This is a genomic window from Klebsiella sp. 7-CIP_Kleb. (genome assembly GCF_050378655.1).
In the GTDB taxonomy this organism is placed as follows: domain Bacteria; phylum Pseudomonadota; class Gammaproteobacteria; order Enterobacterales; family Enterobacteriaceae; genus Klebsiella; species Klebsiella quasipneumoniae.
In genome coordinates this window covers 166457-186551 of record NZ_JBNRLJ010000001.1, presented here as the reverse complement: position 1 = coordinate 186551, position 20095 = coordinate 166457, and the positions used below count along the sequence as shown (strand labels likewise).

Annotated in this window: 21 protein-coding genes; 13 read left to right on the top strand and 8 right to left on the bottom strand. The window is 60.0% G+C overall.

The window, feature by feature from the left end:
* Positions 1 to 37 precede the first annotated feature (37 nt).
* Positions 38 to 1333: a voltage-gated ClC-type chloride channel ClcB gene (clcB, locus tag ACQUTI_RS00880; protein WP_053810422.1), complete on the top strand. Its 1296-nt coding sequence runs from the start codon at positions 38 to 40 to the stop codon at positions 1331 to 1333.
* Here the strand turns inward: clcB and bioD are convergent.
* The 3 genes from bioD to ACQUTI_RS00865 form a co-directional block, all read right to left on the bottom strand.
* Positions 1286 to 1981 (bottom strand): dethiobiotin synthase, encoded by a 696-nt coding sequence (bioD, locus tag ACQUTI_RS00875; protein WP_004206045.1) that lies wholly within the window; start codon positions 1979 to 1981, stop codon positions 1286 to 1288. The two genes, clcB and bioD, sit on opposite strands and share 48 nt — an antisense overlap.
* A gap of 127 nt (positions 1982 to 2108) precedes the next feature.
* The gene (gene mlc, locus ACQUTI_RS00870; RefSeq protein WP_004206046.1) at positions 2109 to 3329 is read right to left on the bottom strand and encodes a sugar metabolism global transcriptional regulator Mlc; all 1221 of its coding nucleotides are present in this window, start codon (positions 3327 to 3329) and stop codon (positions 2109 to 2111) included.
* Positions 3330 to 3453: 124 nt separating this feature from the next.
* The gene (locus ACQUTI_RS00865; protein WP_004206047.1) at positions 3454 to 4356 is read right to left on the bottom strand and encodes a LysR family transcriptional regulator; all 903 of its coding nucleotides are present in this window, start codon (positions 4354 to 4356) and stop codon (positions 3454 to 3456) included.
* Between the two features lie 130 nt (positions 4357 to 4486).
* On the opposite strand from ACQUTI_RS00865, the gene ACQUTI_RS00860 reads away from it, so the two are divergent.
* Complete coding sequence (locus ACQUTI_RS00860; protein ID WP_049092632.1) at positions 4487 to 5737, top strand: MFS transporter; 1251 nt, start codon at positions 4487 to 4489, stop codon at positions 5735 to 5737.
* 30 nt (positions 5738 to 5767) lie between these two features.
* On the opposite strand, the gene ACQUTI_RS00855 is transcribed toward ACQUTI_RS00860, so the two are convergent.
* Positions 5768 to 5860, bottom strand: coding sequence for a KPN_01571 family protein (locus ACQUTI_RS00855; protein ID WP_004206050.1), 93 nt, complete (start codon positions 5858 to 5860; stop codon positions 5768 to 5770).
* A gap of 227 nt (positions 5861 to 6087) precedes the next feature.
* On the opposite strand from ACQUTI_RS00855, the gene ACQUTI_RS00850 reads away from it, so the two are divergent.
* The 3 genes from ACQUTI_RS00850 (at position 6088) to ACQUTI_RS00840 (ending at position 9912) form a co-directional block, all read left to right on the top strand.
* Complete coding sequence (locus tag ACQUTI_RS00850; protein ID WP_065877696.1) at positions 6088 to 7575, top strand: carboxypeptidase M32; 1488 nt, start codon at positions 6088 to 6090, stop codon at positions 7573 to 7575.
* Between the two features lie 164 nt (positions 7576 to 7739).
* Positions 7740 to 8159 (top strand): acid resistance repetitive basic protein Asr, encoded by a 420-nt coding sequence (asr, locus tag ACQUTI_RS00845; protein ID WP_122543046.1) that lies wholly within the window; start codon positions 7740 to 7742, stop codon positions 8157 to 8159.
* Positions 8160 to 9099: 940 nt separating this feature from the next.
* Positions 9100 to 9912, top strand: coding sequence for a trypsin-like serine peptidase (locus ACQUTI_RS00840; protein WP_049092630.1), 813 nt, complete (start codon positions 9100 to 9102; stop codon positions 9910 to 9912).
* Here the strand turns inward: ACQUTI_RS00840 and ACQUTI_RS00835 are convergent, their stop codons facing one another.
* Complete coding sequence (locus ACQUTI_RS00835) at positions 9913 to 12015, bottom strand: putative bifunctional diguanylate cyclase/phosphodiesterase (protein WP_428923172.1); 2103 nt, start codon at positions 12013 to 12015, stop codon at positions 9913 to 9915. It lies immediately after the preceding gene.
* Between ACQUTI_RS00835 and ACQUTI_RS00830 the strand changes: the two genes are divergently transcribed.
* Entirely contained in the window at positions 11987 to 12100 is a 114-nt protein-coding gene (locus ACQUTI_RS00830; RefSeq protein WP_224052065.1) for an ArsR family transcriptional regulator, read from the top strand. The genes ACQUTI_RS00835 and ACQUTI_RS00830 overlap by 29 nt on opposite strands.
* Positions 12101 to 12174: 74 nt before the next feature.
* Here the strand turns inward: ACQUTI_RS00830 and kpnF are convergent, their stop codons facing one another.
* The 3 genes from kpnF to ACQUTI_RS00815 form a co-directional block, all read right to left on the bottom strand.
* Complete coding sequence (kpnF, locus tag ACQUTI_RS00825) at positions 12175 to 12504, bottom strand: multidrug efflux SMR transporter subunit KpnF (protein ID WP_004206057.1); 330 nt, start codon at positions 12502 to 12504, stop codon at positions 12175 to 12177.
* Positions 12491 to 12853 (bottom strand): multidrug efflux SMR transporter subunit KpnE, encoded by a 363-nt coding sequence (gene kpnE / locus ACQUTI_RS00820; protein WP_428923171.1) that lies wholly within the window; start codon positions 12851 to 12853, stop codon positions 12491 to 12493. The genes kpnF and kpnE overlap by 14 nt, the downstream gene beginning before the upstream one ends.
* Positions 12854 to 12971: 118 nt before the next feature.
* A complete protein-coding gene (locus tag ACQUTI_RS00815) occupies positions 12972 to 13157 on the bottom strand; it encodes a hypothetical protein (RefSeq protein WP_004148297.1) in 186 nt (61 codons plus the stop codon).
* A 138-nt stretch (positions 13158 to 13295) separates the two neighbouring features.
* On the opposite strand from ACQUTI_RS00815, the gene ACQUTI_RS00810 reads away from it, so the two are divergent.
* The 7 genes from ACQUTI_RS00810 (at position 13296) to ACQUTI_RS00780 (ending at position 20092) form a co-directional block, all read left to right on the top strand.
* Positions 13296 to 14330, top strand: a complete 1035-nt coding sequence (locus tag ACQUTI_RS00810) for an AI-2E family transporter (RefSeq protein ID WP_428923170.1) — start codon at positions 13296 to 13298, stop codon at positions 14328 to 14330.
* A gap of 221 nt (positions 14331 to 14551) precedes the next feature.
* On the top strand, positions 14552 to 16207 hold the full coding sequence (gene mdcA / locus ACQUTI_RS00805; protein WP_122543048.1) for a malonate decarboxylase subunit alpha: 1656 nt from the start codon (positions 14552 to 14554) through the stop codon (positions 16205 to 16207).
* Positions 16207 to 17049, top strand: coding sequence for a triphosphoribosyl-dephospho-CoA synthase (locus ACQUTI_RS00800; protein WP_048294814.1), 843 nt, complete (start codon positions 16207 to 16209; stop codon positions 17047 to 17049). Before mdcA ends, ACQUTI_RS00800 begins: the two co-directional genes overlap by 1 nt.
* Before the next feature lie 17 nt (positions 17050 to 17066).
* Positions 17067 to 17366: a malonate decarboxylase acyl carrier protein gene (mdcC, locus tag ACQUTI_RS00795; protein ID WP_428923169.1), complete on the top strand. Its 300-nt coding sequence runs from the start codon at positions 17067 to 17069 to the stop codon at positions 17364 to 17366.
* Positions 17359 to 18192: a biotin-independent malonate decarboxylase subunit beta gene (locus tag ACQUTI_RS00790; protein WP_062913915.1), complete on the top strand. Its 834-nt coding sequence runs from the start codon at positions 17359 to 17361 to the stop codon at positions 18190 to 18192. The genes mdcC and ACQUTI_RS00790 overlap by 8 nt, the downstream gene beginning before the upstream one ends.
* Positions 18192 to 18992, top strand: a complete 801-nt coding sequence (gene mdcE, locus ACQUTI_RS00785; RefSeq protein ID WP_254465517.1) for a biotin-independent malonate decarboxylase subunit gamma — start codon at positions 18192 to 18194, stop codon at positions 18990 to 18992. Before ACQUTI_RS00790 ends, mdcE begins: the two co-directional genes overlap by 1 nt.
* A 140-nt stretch (positions 18993 to 19132) precedes the next feature.
* Positions 19133 to 20092 (top strand): AEC family transporter, encoded by a 960-nt coding sequence (locus tag ACQUTI_RS00780; protein WP_004206065.1) that lies wholly within the window; start codon positions 19133 to 19135, stop codon positions 20090 to 20092.
* The last annotated feature ends 3 nt before the right edge of the window (positions 20093 to 20095 follow it).

Below are 20095 nucleotides of genomic sequence, written 5' to 3'. Positions count from 1 at the left end.
ACAATAAGGCCATGTTTTCCGACTCTCGCCATGACCGATGCACCGTCTTCATCCCTATCCTGACGTGCAGGTGATGTTTCGTCGCCTGCTGATCGCCACGCTGATTGGCCTGCTCGCCGCCCTGGCGGTGGCCCTGTTTCGCCATGCCATGGTGGTGCTGGAAACGCTGTTTCTCGGTAACGACAGCGGGAGCCTGGTCAACGCCGCGCAGTCGCTGCCGGCGTGGCGGCGGCTGATTACCCCGGCGCTGGGGGGACTGGCGGCAGGGACACTTCTCTGGCTCTGGCAGCGGCGCAGCATTGCCCGCCCGCACGCCGCCACCGATTATATGGAAGCCCTGGAAACCGGGGACGGTTGCTTCGATACGCCGGCAAGCCTGGTGAAGTCGCTGGCCTCGCTGCTGGTGGTGGTCACCGGCAGCGCGATTGGCCGGGAAGGCGCCATGATCCTGCTGGCCGCGCTGGCGGCCTCGCTGTTCGCCCGCCGCTTCACGCCGCAGGCAGAATGGAAGCTGTGGGTCGCCTGCGGCGCCGCCGCCGGGATGGCCAGCGCCTATCATGCCCCGCTGGCCGGCAGCCTGTTTATCGCTGAAATTCTCTTTGGCACGCTGATGCTGGCCTCGCTTGGGCCGGTTGTCATCTCGGCTGTGATCGCCCTGCTGCTCACCCAGTTTCTCAACGGCGGCGCCGCGCCGCTGTACCATGTCGTCCTGCAGCAGGACCTTAGCGCGCTGCACTATGGCCTGATGCTCGCCACCGGACTGCTGGCCGGGCTGTGCGGGCCGCTGTTTATCTGGCTGATGGCCTACAGCCACCGCGGGTTCGTCAGGCTGAAGCTGGCGCCGCCGTGGCAGCTGGCGCTGGGCGGGCTGATAGTCGGCGGCTTATCGCTCATCACTCCGGCGGTGTGGGGCAACGGCTACAGCGTGGTGCAAAGCTATCTCCTGCTGCCGCCGCCCGGCGCGCTGCTGGTGGCGGTATTCCTGTGCAAACTGCTGGCGGTGCTGGCCAGCAGTGGCTCCGGCGCGCCGGGCGGGGTGTTTACCCCCACGCTGTTTGTTGGTCTGGCGATGGGCATGCTGTTTGCCCGCTTCAGCGGGCTGTGGCTACCGGGGGATCAGGAGATGGCTTTGATGATGGGACTGACCGGCATGGCGGCGTTTCTTGCCGCCACCACCCATGCGCCCATTATGTCGACCCTGATGATTTGTGAGATGACCGGGCAGTATACGCTGCTTCCCGGCCTGTTGATCACCTGCGTGGTGGCGTCGGTGCTGTCGCGGACGTTACGCCGGGATTCGATCTATCGCCATCACGTTGCCGAGCATGTCTAAGTCGACGTAGCGGCTTAGCTCACGCTGCTCGGCGCGCGGCAGATACGGCAGCTCGCCAATGAGCGGCGCCGGCAGCTTTTTGCTGAGCACATCGATGATTTCGGCGTAGTGCGCCAGACCGGGGTTAATGCGGTTGGCCACCCAGCCGATCAGCGGTAGCCCGTCATTGGCGATCGCCTGGGCCGTCAGCAGCGCATGGTTGATGCACCCTTCCTGGATCCCCACCACCATCAGCACCGGGAGCTGCTCCTGTACCACCCATTCGGAGAGCGGTCGCAGGTCGTTCATCAGGCTGCGCCAGCCGCCGGTGCCTTCAACCACCACATGTTCAACCTGCCCGGTCAGCCGCTGCAAACCATCCGACAGCAGACCGTAGTTGATCGGGCAGCTGTGCGCCACGCTGCTTTCGTCTTCGCTTAAGGCGATGGGATTGACAGCCTCATAGGGTAACGCCAGCGTGGAGACGCTCTGCAGCACCAGCGCGTCTTTGTTACGCAAACCGTCCGGCGTCTCTTTGCTGCCCTTCGCCACAGGCTTGTACCCGGCCACGCTTTTGCCTCTGGCAGCAAGTGCCTGCAACAGCGCACGGGAAACCACTGTCTTCCCGACAGAGGTGTCTGTACCTGTAATAAAGAAACGCTTAAACATCACTAACCCCACAGTTTTGTCGATGAAATATACGGGAGAGAAATAATCAACAGTGGGCAAAGTCTACGTGAAGCCGCTGGGGGTCAGCTTGAGATAGCGCAATTTTTGGTGTGACTATGAAAAAATGTTAACCCTGTAACAGTCGTATGAGTAAGGATCCGTTATAGAGCGCATCCTTGACCAACGCCGCGCCAGCCATCGTTCCGCGGTTGGAGAACTGGGTGCTTTCAACCGCGATATGCTGGCTGTAGGCCGGGAGTGATTGTTGCCGAATGCAGCTGGAAATTGCCGGAAAAAGAATGTCTGCCGCCAGGTTAAACGGCGAGCCAATCAGGATTTTCTGCGGGTTAAACAGATTGACCATGATCGCCAGAATGCGGCCGACGTGATTACCGACGCCGCTGATAATGTCCCGGGCCAGCAGATCGCCCTGCAGCGCCGCCTGACATAGCCACTCCACGCTCAGCGGACGCTGATGCAGTAGCGAGCTCATCGACTGCGCCATCCGCATCTGCGCCAGCTCCAGCACGCTCTCCACGCTGGCGATCGTTTCCAGACAGCCATGGTTGCCGCAGTAGCAGCGTTTGCCGTAGGGGTCGACCTGGGTATGACCGATCTCCACGAGACTGCTGCTGCCGGCGTGCAGCAGACGTCCATCGGTGATAACCCCGGCGCCGACGTTGTGATCGATCACTACCTGAATGACGTCCCGGGCGCCGCGCGAGGCGCCAAACAGCGATTCCGCCATGGTCCAGGCGCTGATGTCATGCTGAATATAGACCGGCACCCCGGTATGGTTGGCCAGCGTTTCGCCCAACGGGACGTCTTTGACTTCTTCATAAAACGGCATGCGATGAATAATGCCGTTTTCAGTATCAATGATACCCGGCATCGTGATGGCGATGGAGGTGAGACGTTCCAGCTTCTTCTGGTGGCGAATAAAGAAGCGATCGATATGGTCGATAATCCGCGTCAGAAACGGCGTGCTGTCGGCAAGCGCCAGCTCCAGCTGCTCCTCCACCACCAGCTGGCTGCTTAAATCACGCAGCGAAAGGTGGATCTCGCCGCGGCTGATGCGCACCGCCAGATAGTGCCATGCCTCGGTTTCCACCATCAGCCCCACCGCCGGCCGCCCGCGGCTGCCGGGCTCCTGAATTTCGGTCTCCTGCACCAAGTGCGCTTCCAGCATTTCGCGGACAATTTTAGTGATGCTGGCGGGCGCCAGTTGCGCAAATCGGGAGAGGTCGATACGCGATACCGGGCCGAGCTGATCAATCAGGCGATAGACGGCGCCCGCATTGGTCTGCTTGATTTGATCGATATGGCCTGGTTGACTATCCGCTACCACCATTGACTCCCTTTATTTTCGCGCTTCGAAATAAACTTTCGACTATGGTGAAGCACTTCGATGGTGAACGTCAAATTTTTGCTTAGCCTTGTGATTTACCGCACATTTCCAGCCCATTTTTGCTTCAATTGCGCTCGCTTTTCCAGGCCAGCAGCGTGTCACGAAAGCGTTTTGCCAGCGCTCCCTGCTCATGGTGTTTCGACCACACCAGCCACATCTCTGACACCGCATCCTGTTCGTCGATCGGCAGCCAGCGCATTTCGCTGAGCTGCACGCGCTGAAAGGAGGCCGGCAGGATCGACACCCCCAGCCCGGCGGCCACCAGGCCAATAATGGTCATCGCCTCCCCCACCTCCTGGGCAATCACCGGCGTATGGCCGTAGCGGCGCAGCAGGCCAAGGATATCGTCATACAGGCCGGTACCGACATGCGGGTCGAAAAAGACGAACGGCTCCCGCGCCAGCGCCGCCAGGCTGACCGAGGGCAGGCGGGCCAGCGGATGGTCCGCCGGGACCATCGCCAGCAGCGGCTCACGCAGGACCCGCTGCCACGCCAGGGTGTCCGGCAGTTGAGTATTACGCAACAGGCCAAGGTCGAGGGCCCCCTCGCTCAGCGGGACAATCTGTTCGCGGGTATTGGTCTCGCGGGTGAGAATATGCACATCCGGGTAGCGCTGACGAAACAGCGACAGCGTATCGGATACCGCCTTGATGAAAGGGGCCGAGGAGGTAAAGCCGATACGCAGTTCGCCCGTTTCCCCATGGTGCAGGCGGGCGGCGCGGGCGGCGGCGTCCTCCACCTGGGCGAGAATTTGTCGGCTGTCGGCGAGAAACTGTTTGCCCGCCGCCGTCAGGCTGACGCTGCGGTTGGTGCGGGCGAACAGGCGGGCGCCGGTCTGCTGCTCGAGGATCTGAATTTGCTGGCTTAACGGCGGTTGAGAGATGTTCAGTCGCGCCGCGGCGCGGCCAAAATGCAGCTCCTCGGCGACGGCGACAAAGTAGCGCAGATGACGCAACTCGATATTCATATTTAAAACGTCTTATTTGAGATTATTAATATATTAGACAGAATATTTACATTTTCATACCCTAAAAATGTGAGCTGAATGGTCACAACACTCTGTTGGTAAGCAGCAACTTCTATCCAAGGAATTCTCTGTGAGTCGTACAACAACCGTTGACACCGTGCCGGCGGACGAGGTCAGCGTCGCTGGTGCATCCCGCCCGGATCAATTTATTAAGCGCGGCACCCCGCAGTTTATGCGCGTCACTCTCGCGCTGTTCTCCGCCGGTCTGGCCACCTTTGCCCTGCTCTATTGCGTGCAGCCGATCCTGCCGGTGCTGTCGAACGAGTTCGGCGTATCGCCGGCCAGCAGCAGTATCTCTCTCTCCATTTCCACGGCGATGCTGGCGGTGGGCCTGCTGTTTACCGGCCCACTATCGGACGCCATTGGCCGCAAGCCGGTGATGGTCACCGCCTTGCTGCTGGCCGCCTGCTGCTCGCTGTTGTCGACCATGATGACCAGCTGGCACGGCATCCTGATTATGCGCGCCCTGATCGGCCTGTCGTTGAGCGGCGTGGCGGCGGTCGGCATGACCTACCTGAGCGAGGAGATCCACCCCAGCTTCGTGGCCTTCTCCATGGGACTCTATATCAGCGGCAACTCCATCGGCGGCATGAGCGGCCGCTTGCTCACCGGGGTCTTTACCGATTTCTTCGGCTGGCGCGTGGCGCTGGCGGTGATCAGCGGGTTCGCTCTGGCAGCGGCGATTATGTTCTGGCGTATCCTGCCCGAGTCGCGCCATTTCCGCCCGACCTCGCTGCGGCCAAAAACGCTGCTGATTAATTTCCACCTGCACTGGCGCGATCGCGGCCTGCCGCTGCTGTTCGTCGAAGGTTTCCTGCTGATGGGGGCCTTTGTCACTCTGTTTAACTACATTGGCTACCGTCTGATGATGTCGCCGTGGTCGTTAAGCCAGGCGGTGGTGGGTCTGCTGTCGGTGGCGTATCTCACCGGAACCTGGAGCTCGCCGAAAGCGGGCGCCATGACCGTACGCTATGGCCGCGGTCCGGTGATGCTCGGCTTTACCGGCGTGATGCTTTGCGGACTGCTGATGACGCTCTTTTCTTCCTTGTGGCTGATTTTCATCGGCATGCTGCTGTTCTCCGCCGGCTTCTTCGCCGCGCATTCCGTCGCCAGCAGCTGGATTGGCCCACGCGCGCGCCGCGCCCGCGGTCAGGCGTCATCGCTATATCTGTTCAGCTATTATCTTGGCTCAAGCCTGGCGGGGACGTTAGGCGGGGTGTTCTGGCACCGCTACGGCTGGAACGGCGTCGGCGGATTTATCGCGCTGCTGCTCCTTGCCGCGCTGTTGACCGGCACTTGCTTGTATCGCCGACTAAAATAATCGCCCGTGACGTGGCCTGCGGGCCACGTTTCACCACATGCCCATGATAGATGACAAGCCCATCAGCTCTCTGACGGCATCAACGGACAGTAAGGCAATAAACAGCCAGGTGAACGGATTCATAAACCACCCCCGAACCTCCAGACCTGTGTAATCGATCACAGTTTAGTCACGATACGTTGCCGATTTCTGCAATACCGCTCACAGAGCCACGCTTTTTTTCCTGCTATCTCCCGGCTGATGCTATACCACGCCTCCTGCGCGCAACGCTCGACCCGCCAGGCGTATCAGGATAGTGTAGAGGCATACCGATAATCTGTTCATTCACCTGTCACGGACCGAACGCTACTATGACTGAAAATACGCCTTATCAGCAGCTTACCCGCACCTTTCAGCGCCTGTCGCGCTTTTCGCATCTCTCCGCCATCGCCGGCTGGGATATGTTCGCCATGATGCCTCCGGGCGGTAGCGCCGCCCGCGGCGAAGCGCTGGCGGAACTCGGCGTGCTACAGCATCAGATCCTGACCGATAAAAAAGTGGGCCAATGGCTGCAGGCGGCCCGCCAGCAGGATCTCAACGACCTCGAACAGGCCAACCTGCGGGAAATGCAGCGTCAGTACGATCAGGCGGCGCTGCTGCCGGAAAGCCTGGTGGAGGCCAAATCACTGGCCGGTAGCCGTTGCGAACATGCCTGGCGCAGCCAGCGGCCGGCTAACGACTGGGCTGGCTTTGCCGAAAATTTGCGCGAGGTGGTCAGGCTGAGCCGCGAGGAAGCGCAGATCCGCGCCGACGCCCGGGGCGGCTCACGCTATGACGCGCTGCTTGATATTTTCGAGCCGGATATGACCAGCGCCCGGCTGGACAGCCTGTTTGCCGACCTCAAGTCCTGGCTGCCGTCCCTGCTGCGGCAAGCGGTCGACAAGCAGGCGACGCGAACCTTGATCGCCCCGCAGGGGCCGTTCCCGATCCCTGAGCAGCGCGAGCTGGGTCTGCAGGCGATGCGCATCCTCGGCTTTGACTTTGACGGCGGGCGTCTGGACATCAGCGCCCACCCGTTCTGCGGCGGCGTCCCTCAGGATGTGCGCATCACCACCCGCTACAACGAAAACGACCTGCTCAGCGCCCTGTTCGGCGTGATCCACGAGACCGGCCACGCCCGCTATGAGCAGAATCTGCCTCGCCCGTGGGTCGACCAGCCGGTAGGACTGGCCCGCTCTACCGCTATCCATGAATCGCAAAGCCTGTTCTTTGAAATGCAGCTGGGACGCAGCGAGCGCTTCCTCCACCGCCTGTTGCCGGCGGTGCGCGAACGCTTTGGCGATCGGCCGGCCTTTAGCGAGGAGAATTTTGTCGCCTGGAACCAGCGGGTGAAACCAGGCTTTATTCGCGTTGATGCCGATGAGGTCAGCTACCCGGCGCATGTGATCCTGCGCTATGAAATTGAACGCGCGCTGATCGACGGCGAGATCGAGGTGGAAGATATTCCGTCGCTGTGGGATGAGAAAATGCAGCACTGGCTGGGACTGTCGACCACCGGCAACTACCGGGACGGCTGTATGCAGGATATTCACTGGACCGACGGCGGCTTCGGCTACTTCCCTTCCTATACGCTGGGGGCGATGTACGCCGCGCAGCTGATGGCCGCCGCCCGCCGCGCGCTGCCGACGTTAGACCGCGATATCGCGGAAGGGGATTTCAGCGCCCTGTTTGACTGGCTGCGGCAGAATATCTGGCAGCATGGCAGCCGCTTCACCACCTCGCAGCTGATCCAGCAGGCCACCGGAGAGGATCTTAACAGCCGCTACTTCCGCGACCACCTTACCGCCCGCTATCTGTAATCGTCCGCGCCGGGCTGCCCGGCGCGTCCTTCGCTCCTCGCCTTGTACATTCGGTTACACGCCGATACCAAACACTCACGGAAAGCCCGAAAAGACAAGCATATAGTAATTTCACCGGCCCCGCAGTGGGGTTGAAATTAAGAAAACTTTTCGAGGATATCAGAATGAAAAAAGTATTAGCTCTGGTCGTTGCCGCTGCTATGGGTCTCTCTTCCGCCGCTTTCGCTGCTGACGCAGTAAGCACCACTCAGGCGCCTGCTGCTACCCACAGCACTGCTGCCAAGACCACCCATCACAAAAAACACCATAAAGCCGCAGCAAAACCAGCTGCAGAGCAGAAAGCTCAGGCTGCCAAAAAACACAAGAAAGCAGAAGCGAAACCAGCCGCTGCCCAGAAAGCCCAGGCCGCTAAAAAACACAAAAAAGCAGAAGCTAAACCAGCCGCTCCGCAGAAAGCCCAGGCCGCTAAAAAGCACCACAAAGCTGCCGCTAAACCAGTAGCCCAGAAAGCCCAGGCAGCGAAAAAACACCACAAACCCACCAAACACCAGGCCGCTAAACCTGCTGCACAGCCGGCAGCATAATTCCTCCCGGTGAACCAACCTTCTTAAATAATCGGCGCTGTTTCAGCGCCGTTTTTTCTGGAGAGCACTATGCTGCGGCGATATCGTTTTGAGCTCATCCTGATCCTGTTAATCATTTGCGCAGTGGTTGCGACCCGCTTTTTCCTCTATTAATTGTTTCGCCCCCTCTCCCTTTTTGCCGCCTGGCGCAGACTTCCCGGAAGGTGAATGTCGCGCAAATATTATTGCCTGCCTCTTACCACTCTCTGTACCCTGCCGCTGCCAGCGGCGCAAATAATGCCCGGCGCCCGAAGACGCCAGACACGTTAGCAAGAAACCATCGCGCGCCTGGCCCCCATGCGGCGGCCAGACTCATCACAAAGCACGTACCGCTTCCATCACCAGATAGCCGGTTGCGCCCCAGATGGCCACGGAGACCAGGGAAACATACACCAGTGCGCGAATACCTTTTTTAGACATATACCCTCCGAACGCCGGGGAAATAGAATTCAGGCTATCATCGCCGGTATTACCTCTCTATTTACTCAACGGCGGGGTGACGGTAACAATGTTTTCGGTGAGAAAATGTTTCGCATTGAAAATTATTACGTGAGGCGTAAAGAAGTGCGAATTCTGGTGAAGTTCTGGCGGGTAAACGTATTATTTTTGCACATTCCGCTGACAAACCAGGAATAACCTTAAAGAAGTGTTGCTGCATTATTCGCCAATTTCAGTACGTTCTGATACACGAATGTTCTTGCGCCAGACCGCGCTTTCTGCGGAAATAGCAGCAGAAGGTTACTGGTATTAACCGATTGAAATCAGACGGTTTTACCCGCGCCAGGGCCCGCCGCGCGCAGATGAGACATGCCGTTTGGCCTGATAAGAATTATTGTTTACTTTCATAAACTTAAATCTCCTGCTACTGTCAATAGACATCATAGCCTCCCCAGAGAGTGATATGCGTAGAAACGTTCTGTTATTACTGTGTACATTTTATCTGTTACCTCTGGGCGCACATGCCGATGATAACGGACTGAGCGCCAAAGATATTAAGACGTTGTTTTTCGGTCACGATGACCGTAAAGCGGTGAGCCGTCCGGAGGAGAGCCCGTGGGACGCGATTGGCCAGCTGGAGACCGCCAGCGGCAATCTGTGCACGGCGACGCTCATCTCCCCCAACCTGGCGCTGACCGCGGGCCACTGCCTGTTAACGCCCCCGCGCGGCAAGCCGGACAAAGCGGTCGCTCTGCGCTTTATTTCCCGCAAGGGAAACTGGGTGTATGAGATCCACGGCATTGACGGACGAGTGGATCCCGGGTTAGGCAAGCGCCTGAAAGCCGACGGCGACGGCTGGATCGTTCCCTCCGCCGCGGCGCCCTCGGATTTTGGCCTGATCGTGCTGCGCTATGCTCCCTCAGGCATCACGCCGATCCCGCTCTTCCCCGGCAGTAAGGCCGATTTAACCGCAGCGCTGAAGGCGGCGGACCGGAAAGTGACCCAGTCAGGTTATCCTGAAGATCATCTGGATAATCTTTATAGCCACCAGGACTGCATCGTCACCGGCTGGGCGCAAAACAGCGTTCTGTCGCACCAGTGTGACACCCTGCCCGGCGACAGCGGCTCGCCGCTGCTGCTGAAAACCGCAGACGGCTGGCAAGTGATCGCCGTGCAAAGTTCGGCTCCCGGCCCGCAGGATCGCTGGCGAGCGGACAACCGCGCCATCGCGGTGACCGGCTTTCGCGATAAGCTGGAGGCGCTGGCCGGAGAGTAATTACCCCTGCTGCTGGCGCCGCTGCAACAGGTCGGCGATCGGCATCGGTTTACTGAAGTAAAAGCCCTGTAGCCGGTCGCAACCGGCCCGCCGCAGCAGCGCCAGCTGTTGCGGATCTTCAACCCCCTCAGCCACGACCGTCATCCCCAGCGCGCGGGCGATGCGCACCGTGCCGCGCACCATCTCCGCCGCCTGCGCATCACAGTCCACCCGCCCGGCGAGGGATTTGTCAATCTTCAGGCTGTCAAAACGAAAGCGGCGTAAATAGCCGATGCTCGAATAACCGGTGCCAAAATCGTCCAGCGCCACGGCGATGCCCTGGGCCTTCAGATTCTCCACCACCGCCTGCGAACGTTCCGGATTTTCCAGCACATAACTCTCCGTCACCTCCACTTGCAGGCGTGACGGCGGAAAGCGGCAGGCAGCGACCGTCTCCATCACCCGGCTTTCAAAAGCCGGATCGCGAAATTGCGCCGGGGAGATATTCACCGACAGCAGCAGATCGCTCACCGGCTGCAGATCGCTGCAGGCACGTTGCAGAACGAACTGGCCGAGGGTGTCAATCAGGCCGCTGCTCTCGGCAATGGCGATAAATGCATCCGGCGCCAGCGCACCCTGCGGGCGACGCGGCCAGCGCAGCAGCGCTTCAACGCCGGTCATCGTCAGGGTATCGGCATCGACTACCGGCTGATACCAGACCTCAAATTCATCCTGCTCCAGCCCCTGACGGATGCCATTCTCGATCATCAGCTGATGACGTCGCACGGCATCCAGCACATCGTCATACCAGGCCGTCTGCCCCTTGCCGCTCTTCTTGGCGTGGTACATGGCGATATCCGCCCGGCGAAACAGTTCGGTACTGGAGCATTCCGCCGGGGTTCCGCTGGCGATGCCGATGCTGGCGCCGATATAAATTTTGCGTTTGCTCAGTACCACCGGCGCTTTCAGCAGCTCCAGCGCCGCCCAGGCGAACGCCGCCGCCCGGTCGATCGCTTGTTCGCCGCTCACCGCCATGGCGAATTCATCCCCGCCCATTCTTGCCAGCATGGCCTCCGCCGGCACCCGTTTTTGCAGCGCGCTGGCGATATGGCGGATCAGGGCGTCGCCCACATCGTGGCCATAGTTATCATTCACATCTTTAAATCCGTCCAGATCGATAAACACCACGCACTGCATGTCGTGCTTACTCGTGTCGCACACCTGGCTTAACCGCAGCAGCAGCGCTCGTCGGTTGGGCAGCCGGCTGAGCCAGTCAATCAGGGCGATCTCCCGCGCCTGACGTTCGCCGCGGGCCAGCTTATACATGCCGAGGCTGCTGAACAGAATAAACAGCAGGATCAGGCTGGCGGCCACCCCGGCGATCAGCCGCATACTGCCTGATGAGGCCAGGGCCGCTTCGGCGCCGGGCAGACGCGGCTGCCACGCCAGATAGCCCAGCACCTCGCCTCCCTGCGTGCGCAACGGAATATGGTGTTCGCCGGGGCCGTCGCTGAGATGGAGATGACTTATCTGGAAGGTGTCGCCTAAACGCTGCAGCAGCTGAGGACTGATGTGCCGGGTAATGACCAGATAGCGCCGGGTATCGTCAGCCACTTGCAGCCGGCCGGTCGTTGGCCGGATCAGACCGATGCCGACGAAAGCGATCCCTGCCTCGGTGCGCGTGATGCCGGCGAAGGCGTTTTTCCCCTCGCGCAGAGCTTTTGCATGATAACGGATCAGGCTGGTCAGCCCGGCGCCGAGAAATGAAAGGTCTGTCCGGGGCATCACCTGACTCTGAAAGGCGCCCCACAGAATGTGATAATGTTCATCAAGGACAAAGGTGCCGTCGTACAGGTTATTGATTTTGAAGCCCGATCCCCAGGTGTCGTACAGCCATTTTTGATCCAGTCTGGGGGCGTAAGTCTGGGTCACCGCATCGTCCCAGATAGCATTGTCCAGCACCAGGGACAGCACCCGGTTGACCGATGTCTGCACCGCCCCTTCCACCGACAGGACAGAACGCTGCTGGTCAATTTCATTGGATTTGCTGGCAATGAGGTGTTGCGACAGGTAAAGCAGGGAGATCACCGACGCGGTGAGGCCGAGCCCGGCGAGAAAAATCATTATTGACAACGTCCTGGCGGAAGGAATTTTCCGCCAGCCGAAAGCTGTGAACATGCGCAGTCCTCATCGTCACCGGGCACAATAACTGCGGGGCCGGTCTTGAGGTAAGCATACTACAGCGGACCCGTTTTGCCGCCTGGCTTTGCAGGCGGCGCGACGTCAGGCGAGTTTAATTAACACCATGCCGGCAACCAACAGGATGACTCCCGCCCAGCCTTTGTTATTCAGGCGCTGGCCAAACAGCACCCAGCCGGCGGCGATGGTCGCCGCGATACCGAAGCCGCCCCACAGCGCATAGGCAACCGACAGATCGATGCCTTTTACCGCCTGCGACAGGGCGCTGAATGCGCCCAGCACCGCCGCCAGCGACAGGATGCCATAGACCTTGCGGCGGAAACCGTCGGAAAACTTCAAAAAGACGTTGGCAATAATCTCCAGAACAATGGCGATAGCCAACCAGGCGGCGTGGATCCACTCAAACTGCTGCATGAGCCACCTCCTGCTTCGACGACGCTTTTTTCTGGGTGCCGGACTTAATCAGGACGATCCCCACCACCAGTGTGGTCAGACCGGCTATTTTCAGCAGCGACAAGCTTTCATCAAATAACAGAACGCTGAACAGGGTGATCAGCAAAATGCCAATCCCTTCCCATAACGCGTAAGCCACACCGAGGACAATTTTTTTAACTGCAAAGGCGAGAAAAATATATGACAGAGCTATCATGGCCAGCATTAAAATATAGCCGGTATGCCCACCGCTGATGCTTGCCCATTTCATCGACAACGTGCCGGTAATTTCAGCAACAATAGCTAAAGCTAATAAAATCCAATAAAACATGATCCCTTCTCCTGCTTGAGAATATAATCCATTACCGTTTACGCGACGCGTAAACCGGAAAATTTCTGACGTAGATTTCGCTGTGCGCTTGGCGCCAGCTCAGGCAGAAAAAAGGTGACTATAGCGCCGAATGCCAGTGCTGTTCGCCGGCAAAACGGGAAAAAGTGAGGGATACTGCGGGGTGATTTAAAATATACATCCTGAACTGATTGTCCATAAAATTACAATTATCCGCGGTGTTGCTTCTCGTCCGGTGCGGATGGAAATTGTCCTCAGTAGTTAAACACAGGTAGATTTGTAGCATAGTGCTACATTTAATTCAAAGACTTTGCAATTCTTTACGCCGCGGTTTTGCAGCAATGCGTTTTTTCTGAAAAAAAACGTCATTATGCTAATGTAACGCAACCTGTTAACAGGCAAGGAAGATTGAGGACGGGATCCTATGGCTAAACCTATTATTACACTTAACGGACTAAAGATGGTCATCATGCTGGGCATGCTGGTGATCATCCTGACCGGCATTCGCTTTGCGGCAGACATTATTGTCCCGTTTATTCTCGCGATTTTTCTGGCGGTGATCCTTAATCCGCTGGTGCAGCTGCTGGTCCGCTGCCGGGTGCCGCGTGTGCTGGCGATCTCACTGCTGATCGGCCTTATCGTGATGTTAGCCGTTGTGCTGCTGGCCTCGCTGGGGACCTCGCTTAACGAGCTGGCGCGCACCCTGCCGCAGTACCGCAACTATCTCTACGAACCGATGCAAACCATCGCCCCCTGGCTGCAGCGCCTGGGTTTTACCGTCTCGGTGGTGGAGCTTAACAAATACATCGACCCCAACGCCGTGATGACCCTGGTCACCAGTCTGCTCACTCAGCTGTCGAACGCCATGTCCTCGATTTTTCTGCTGCTGCTGACGGTGGTGTTTATGCTGCTGGAGGTTCCGCAACTGCCCGCCAAACTGCAGCAGCTGATGTCCCGCCCGGTAGAAGGCATGGGGGCCATTCAGCGCGCCATCGACAGCGTGTCGCATTATCTGGTGCTGAAGACCGCGATTAGCCTGGTCACCGGGCTGGTGGTTTGGGGCATGCTGGTTCTGCTGGACGTGCGCTTCGCCTTTATGTGGGGGCTACTGGCCTTCGCGCTGAACTATATTCCCAATATCGGTTCCGTACTGACGGCCATCCCGCCGATCCTGCAGGTGCTGGTGTTCGGCGGCCTGTACGAGGCGCTGGTGGTGCTGGCCGGCTATCTGATCGTTAACCTGGTGTTCGGCAATATTCTCGAACCGCGGATCATGGGGCGCGGCCTGGGGCTCTCCACCCTGGTGGTGTTCCTGTCATTGATCTTCTGGGGCTGGCTGCTGGGTCCGGTCGGTATGCTCCTGTCGGTGCCGTTGACGATTATCGTCAAAATTGCCCTTGAGCAGACCAGCGGCGGGCAGAGCATCGCCTTCTTATTAAGTGATGTGAGCAAACAGTAACCCTTCCCCGGGCCGGTGGCTGACCGGCCCTCCTCTCCTTGTCACCTGCAGTAGACCACTACGCCTTTTGTATTATTGATCCTCATCACAAAGGGCCACTCACCATTGTTACTCTCAGGCTAACGATTGGCCGCCGTGCTTAATTGATGCTCCGCGCCCCGCGTCGCACACTACCCTCCACCAGGACAAACAAAACGATTTGTCGAATCAGGAGGTTAATAATGAATGCCGAACAAACGACGGGGCGGGTCTGGAACCGTCGCCGGACGGAAAAGCAACGGCGGCTGGCCGAGGCCAACATCCCGGGCAAAGTCATCCCCACTGACCAGCTGGTCAGCGTACTGGAAAACCTGCTCGCCCCCGGCGACCGGGTGGTGCTGGAAGGCAACAACCAGAAGCAGGCCGATTTTCTCTCCCGCATGCTGGCGGAAGTCAATCCGCAGAAAATCCACGATCTGCATATGATCATGCCCAGCGTCGGGCGCAGCGAGCACCTTGACCTGTTTGAAAAAGGCATCGCCCGTAAGCTCGATTTCTCCTTCTCCGGTACCCAAAGCCTGCGCATTTCGCAGCTGCTGGAAGATGGGCTGCTGGAAATCGGCGCCATTCATACCTATATCGAACTCTACTCCCGCCTGTACGTCGATCTGTCGCCTAACGTCGCGCTGATCGCCGGCTACAAAGCCGACCGCAAAGGAAACCTCTATACCGGGCCGAGTACCGAAGATACCCCGGCGCTGGTGGAGGCCGCCGCCTTCCACGACGGCATTGTTATCGCTCAGGTCAACGAACTGGTGGACGACGAGTGCGATCTGCCCCGCGTCGATATTCCCGGCTCGTGGATTGATTACGTGGTGGTCGCCGACAAGCCGTTCTTTATTGAACCACTGTTCACCCGCGACCCGCGCCTGATTAAGCAAGAACACATTCTGATGGCGATGATGGCGATCAAGGGCATCTACGCAGAGCATCAGGTGCAGTCCCTCAACCACGGGATCGGCTTCAACACCGCCGCTATCGAACTGCTGCTACCGACCTACGGCGAACAGCTCGGCCTGAAAGGCAAAATCTGTAAACACTGGACCCTGAACCCGCATCCGACCCTGATCCCGGCGATCGAGAGCGGCTGGGTGGAGAGCGTGCACTGCTTCGGCGGCGAGCTGGGGATGGAAGAGTACATCCGCGCCCGCCCGGATATCTTCTTTACCGGCCCGGACGGCTCCATGCGTTCCAACCGCGCCTTCTGCCAGCTGGCGGGTCAGTACGCGGTGGATATGTTTATCGGTTCGACCCTGCAGGTGGATGGACTGGCTAACTCCTCGACCGTCACACGCGGCCGCCTTTCCGGCTTCGGCGGCGCGCCGAACATGGGCCACGATCCGCACGGCCGCCGCCACGCTACCCCTGCCTGGCTCAATACGATCACCGAGCCGGACCCAATGCAGCGCGGTAAAAAACTGGTGGTGCAGATGGTCGAAACCTTCCAGGCCGGCGTGAAACCGACCTTCGTTGAGACCCTCGACGCGGTCGACGTCGCTAAAACCTCCGGCATGCCGCTGGCGCCGGTGATGATTTACGGCGATGACGTCACCCACGTGCTGACCGAAGAGGGTATCGCCTATCTGTATCGTGCGGAAAGCCTGGAAGAGCGCCGGGCGATGGTCGCCGCAGTGGCCGGGATCACCGACATTGGCCTCGGGGTGGACGCAAAACGCGTGGCTGCCCTGCGTCAGAGCGGCAAAGTGGTCTACCCGGAAGATCTGGGTATTCGCCGCAGCGAGGCAACCCGTTCACTGCTGGCCGCCGGCAGCGTCGCCGACCTGGTGGAATGGTCCGACGGACTGTACAACCCACCGGCAAAATTCCGGAGCTGGTAATGAAAATTCTCTCTCCCCTGCACGCCGAAAGTCTTGTCAGCTGGCTGGCGGACACCGCCAGCGCCTGCCTGATTGACGAAGCCCGTCTGAGCCCGAAACCGGGTCTGGTCGACAGCCGCGGCAGCGGCGCGCATCAGGACCTCACGCTGGCGCTGATGGAACGCTCCGCCCGCAGCCTGCAGCCGACCTTCCACGCGCTGGCCCAGCAAAGCTGGCGTCGCCCGGCGGATATCGCGCTGCGCGAAACCGTCGGCCGCCTCGGTCGCGAAGGCGAAGCGCAGATGATGCAGGCCACCGGCGGGGTCAATACCCACCGCGGCGCCATCTGGGCGCTGGGGCTGCTGGTCAGCGCGGTGGCGATGTTGGGTGGAGAGGGGCAATCACAGACGATCGCCGACACCGCCGCCGCCCTCGCCCGCCTGCCCGACAGCCTGGCGCCGAAAAGCTTCAGTAAAGGGCTGCGCGCCAGCCGCCGCTGGCAGGTGCCTGGCGCGCGCGAAGAGGCGCAGCGCGGTTTCCCGCATATCACCGCCCTGGCGCTGCCGCAGTTACAGCAAAGCCGCGCCCGGGGCGCCAGCGAGCCGCAGGCGCGACTTGACGCGCTGATGGCCATCATGACCTCGCTGAGCGATACCTGCGTGCTGTCGCGCGCCGGCATGAGCGGCCTGCAGACCATGCAGCAGGGCGCCCGCGAGGTGCTGGCTGCCGGCGGTTGCGCCAGCGTCGCCGGACGCGCCGCCCTGGCGCGGCTTGACGCGCAGATGCTGGCGCACAACGCCTCGCCGGGCGGCGCCGCCGATCTCCTTGCCGCCACCCTGTTTCTCGACCGGGTTGCCGGCTAACGCATTCAGAGGATGTTATGGAACAGATTACATTGTCATTTCCTGCCAGCCGCGCCCTCAGCGGCAGAGCGTTGGCAGGGGTTGTAGGTTCAGGCGATATGGAGGTGCTCTATACCGCCGCCGGGAGCGATACGCTCCGCGTGCAAATTACCACCTCGGTGGATAACAGCCAGGCGCGCTGGCAGGCGCTGTTCGACCGGCTGAACCTGATCAACGGCCTGCCCGCCGGACAGTTGGTTATTCACGACTTCGGCGCCACGCCGGGCATCGCCCGTATTCGTATTGAACAAGTCTTTGAGGAGGCCGCTCATGCGTAACGATCGCAGCTTTATCGAACTGCGCGCTCGCGAACGCGCACACGCCCTGCTGGACGACGGCAGTTACCGCGAACTGCTGGATCCGTTTGACGGCATTATGTCGCCATGGCTCGGCGCGCAGGGCATCGTCCCGCAGTCCGACGACGGTATGGTGGTCGCCAAAGGCACGATCAACGGCCAGCCGGCGGTGGTGATTGCCATCGAAGGCACCTTCCAGGGCGGCAGTATGGGCGAAGTCTCCGGCGCCAAAATGGCCGCCGCGCTGGAGCTGGCGGCGGAGGATAACCGCAACGGTATCCCGACCCAGGCGGTGCTGTGCCTCGAAACCGGCGGCGTCCGGCTACAGGAGGCCAACCTCGGTCTGGCCGCCATCGCCGATATTCACGCCGCAATTGTCGACCTGCGCCGCTACACCCCGGTAGTCGGCATTATTACCGGTACCGTCGGCTGCTTCGGCGGTATGTCCATCGCCGCGGCGCTGTGCAGCTACCTTATCGTCACCCGTGAAGCCCGTCTCGGCCTCAACGGCCCACAGGTTATCGAGCAGGAAGCCGGCATTGAAGAGTACGACTCACGCAACCGGCCGTTTATCTGGAGCATGACCGGCGGCGAAATTCGCGCCGCCAGCGGCCTGGTCGACGCGCTGGTTAACGATGGCGTCAACGCGGTCAAAACCGCAATGAACGAGGCGATCGCCAAAGGCGTACCGGCGCAGCACCGCAGCGACAACTATGACGATTATCTGCGTCGCTTGAGCCAGTTCGACACCCGCCAGCAGGCGGATACCGCGCAGATTAAACAGCTTTTTGCCCGGGAGGAGAAATAATGAGCCAGTTCCCAAACCGCGCCGCGCTGTGGCTGAATAACTTGGCGCCCGACGCGCCGCTGATGAGTGGTCTGTGCCCTTCGGTGCAGGTCGCAGATGGCCAGATTGATGGCGAAAGCGTCCGCTTTATCGCCGTGGTACCTGACGCCAACAACCACTACCCACGCGCCGCCGGCGGCGAAGTCGGCCTGCTGGAAGGCTGGACGCTGGCGAAAGTAGTCAACGAAACCATCGCCGCCGACGCCGATCAGCCTGTCAAACGGCCGATCGTCGCGGTAATTGATGTCCCGAGCCAGGCCTATGGCCGCCGCGAAGAAGCCTTTGGCATCCACCAGGCCCTGGCCGGGGCGGCAGGCGCCTACGCCAAAGCCCGTCTGGCCGGCCACCCGGTGATTGGCCTGATCGTCGGCAAAGCGATGTCCGGGGCGTTTCTGGCCCACGGCTACCAGGCCAATCGCCTGATCGCCTTTAACGACAGCGGCGTACTGGTCCACGCGATGGGGAAAGCATCGGCAGCGCGCATTACGCTGCGCAGCGTGGAGGCGCTGGAGAAACTGGCGGCGACCATCCCGCCGATGGCCTATGACGTCAACAACTACGCCACGCTCGGCCTGCTCTCCGCCCTGCTTGACATCAGCAATCCGGACGCGCCTGACGACCACGATCTGGCGCTGGTCAGCCACACCTTGCGCGACGCCATCGCTGACGCGCGCCAGGATCCCTCGCTGAAGTGCCGCCTGGGTGCGGAAAACCGCCGCAGTTCGCAGCAGGTCCGCGACCTTATGCGCGCCAGCTGGTAAGACGTTCGTTCGTACGTAAGTAGTAGAAGAAAACCTGCCGGAAGCCGTCCCCCGGAGCGCGTAATAACCGCGCCGGGCAGGGACGGCTTTTAGAAAAAATAACAATCGCGCCAGTACTCTATTTTATTTACAGGTGATTTATGACTTATGTGATTATTCATGCTCTTGCCCCGATTTTCGTCATTATGCTGCTGGGCTTCTGGGCCGGTAAGGCCGGTATGGTAGATAACAAAAACGTCTCGCTGCTTAATATTTTTGTAATGGATTTTGCCTTACCCGCCACGCTGTTTAGCGCGACGGTACAAACGCCGTGGGCCGGTATCGTCGCCCAGTCGCCGCTGGTGCTGGTGCTGACCGGCGCGATGTGGATCACCTACGCCGGGATCTACTTCCTCGCCACCAGCGTGTTCAAACGCACCCCGCAGGATGCCGCGGTGCTGACCCTCACCGTCGCGCTGCCGAACTACGCCGCGCTGGGCCTGCCGATCCTTGGCAGCGTGCTCGGCGAAGGCGCATCGACCTCGCTGTCGGTGGCGGTCTCTATCGCCTGCGGTTCGGTCCTGATGACCCCCTTCTGCCTGCTGATTCTGGAACGTGAAAAAGCCCGCGCCGCGGGGGAAAACAGCGGTTCTACGCTGGCGATGCTGCCGGTGCTGATGTGGCGTTCGGTGAAAAAGCCGATCGTCTGGGGCCCGCTGCTCGGAGTGGTGCTTTCCGCTATCGGCATTAACATGCCGGACCTGCTGCTGGCCTCCATCAAACCGCTGGGCCTGGCCGCTACCGCAGCAGCGCTGTTCCTCACCGGGGTGATCCTCTCGGCGCGTAAACTGCAGATCAATGCGCTGATCGCCACCTCCACCCTCGTAAAACTGCTGGTACAGCCGTTTATCGCCTGGGGTCTGGTGATGCTGCTGGGTCTGCATGGCTCCATCGCGATTACCGCGATCCTGATGATTGCCCTGGCCGCCGGCTTCTTCGGCGTGGTGTTCGGCAACCGCTTCGGCGTGCAGTCCCCGGATGCTGAAGCCGTGCTGTTGTTAAGCTCGGTTCTGTGTATCCTGTCGTTACCGCTGTTTATCTCTTTGACTTCAGGACTGTAAACC

Bases quoted from the DNA above. Each gene is read 5' to 3' on its own strand.
- ACQUTI_RS00780 (WP_004206065.1), top strand. From the start codon at position 19,133: ATGACTTATGTGATTATTCATGCTCTTGCCCCGATTTTCGTCATTATG.
- ACQUTI_RS00835 (WP_428923172.1), bottom strand. From the start codon at position 12,015: ATGATTTTTCTCGCCGGGCTCGGCCTCACCGCGTCGGTGATCTCCCTG.
- mdcA (WP_122543048.1), top strand. From the start codon at position 14,552: ATGAATGCCGAACAAACGACGGGGCGGGTCTGGAACCGTCGCCGGACG.
- asr (WP_122543046.1), top strand. From the start codon at position 7,740: ATGAAAAAAGTATTAGCTCTGGTCGTTGCCGCTGCTATGGGTCTCTCT.
- mdcE (WP_254465517.1), top strand. From the start codon at position 18,192: ATGAGCCAGTTCCCAAACCGCGCCGCGCTGTGGCTGAATAACTTGGCG.
- clcB (WP_053810422.1), top strand. From the start codon at position 38: ATGCACCGTCTTCATCCCTATCCTGACGTGCAGGTGATGTTTCGTCGC.
- ACQUTI_RS00840 (WP_049092630.1), top strand. From the start codon at position 9,100: ATGCGTAGAAACGTTCTGTTATTACTGTGTACATTTTATCTGTTACCT.
- ACQUTI_RS00810 (WP_428923170.1), top strand. From the start codon at position 13,296: ATGGCTAAACCTATTATTACACTTAACGGACTAAAGATGGTCATCATG.
- bioD (WP_004206045.1), bottom strand. From the start codon at position 1,981: ATGTTTAAGCGTTTCTTTATTACAGGTACAGACACCTCTGTCGGGAAG.
- ACQUTI_RS00850 (WP_065877696.1), top strand. From the start codon at position 6,088: ATGACTGAAAATACGCCTTATCAGCAGCTTACCCGCACCTTTCAGCGC.
- ACQUTI_RS00800 (WP_048294814.1), top strand. From the start codon at position 16,207: ATGAAAATTCTCTCTCCCCTGCACGCCGAAAGTCTTGTCAGCTGGCTG.
- ACQUTI_RS00865 (WP_004206047.1), bottom strand. From the start codon at position 4,356: ATGAATATCGAGTTGCGTCATCTGCGCTACTTTGTCGCCGTCGCCGAG.
- ACQUTI_RS00815 (WP_004148297.1), bottom strand. From the start codon at position 13,157: ATGCTACAAATCTACCTGTGTTTAACTACTGAGGACAATTTCCATCCG.
- kpnF (WP_004206057.1), bottom strand. From the start codon at position 12,504: ATGCAGCAGTTTGAGTGGATCCACGCCGCCTGGTTGGCTATCGCCATT.
- mdcC (WP_428923169.1), top strand. From the start codon at position 17,067: ATGGAACAGATTACATTGTCATTTCCTGCCAGCCGCGCCCTCAGCGGC.
- ACQUTI_RS00790 (WP_062913915.1), top strand. From the start codon at position 17,359: ATGCGTAACGATCGCAGCTTTATCGAACTGCGCGCTCGCGAACGCGCA.
- ACQUTI_RS00855 (WP_004206050.1), bottom strand. From the start codon at position 5,860: ATGAATCCGTTCACCTGGCTGTTTATTGCCTTACTGTCCGTTGATGCC.
- kpnE (WP_428923171.1), bottom strand. From the start codon at position 12,853: ATGTTTTATTGGATTTTATTAGCTTTAGCTATTGTTGCTGAAATTACC.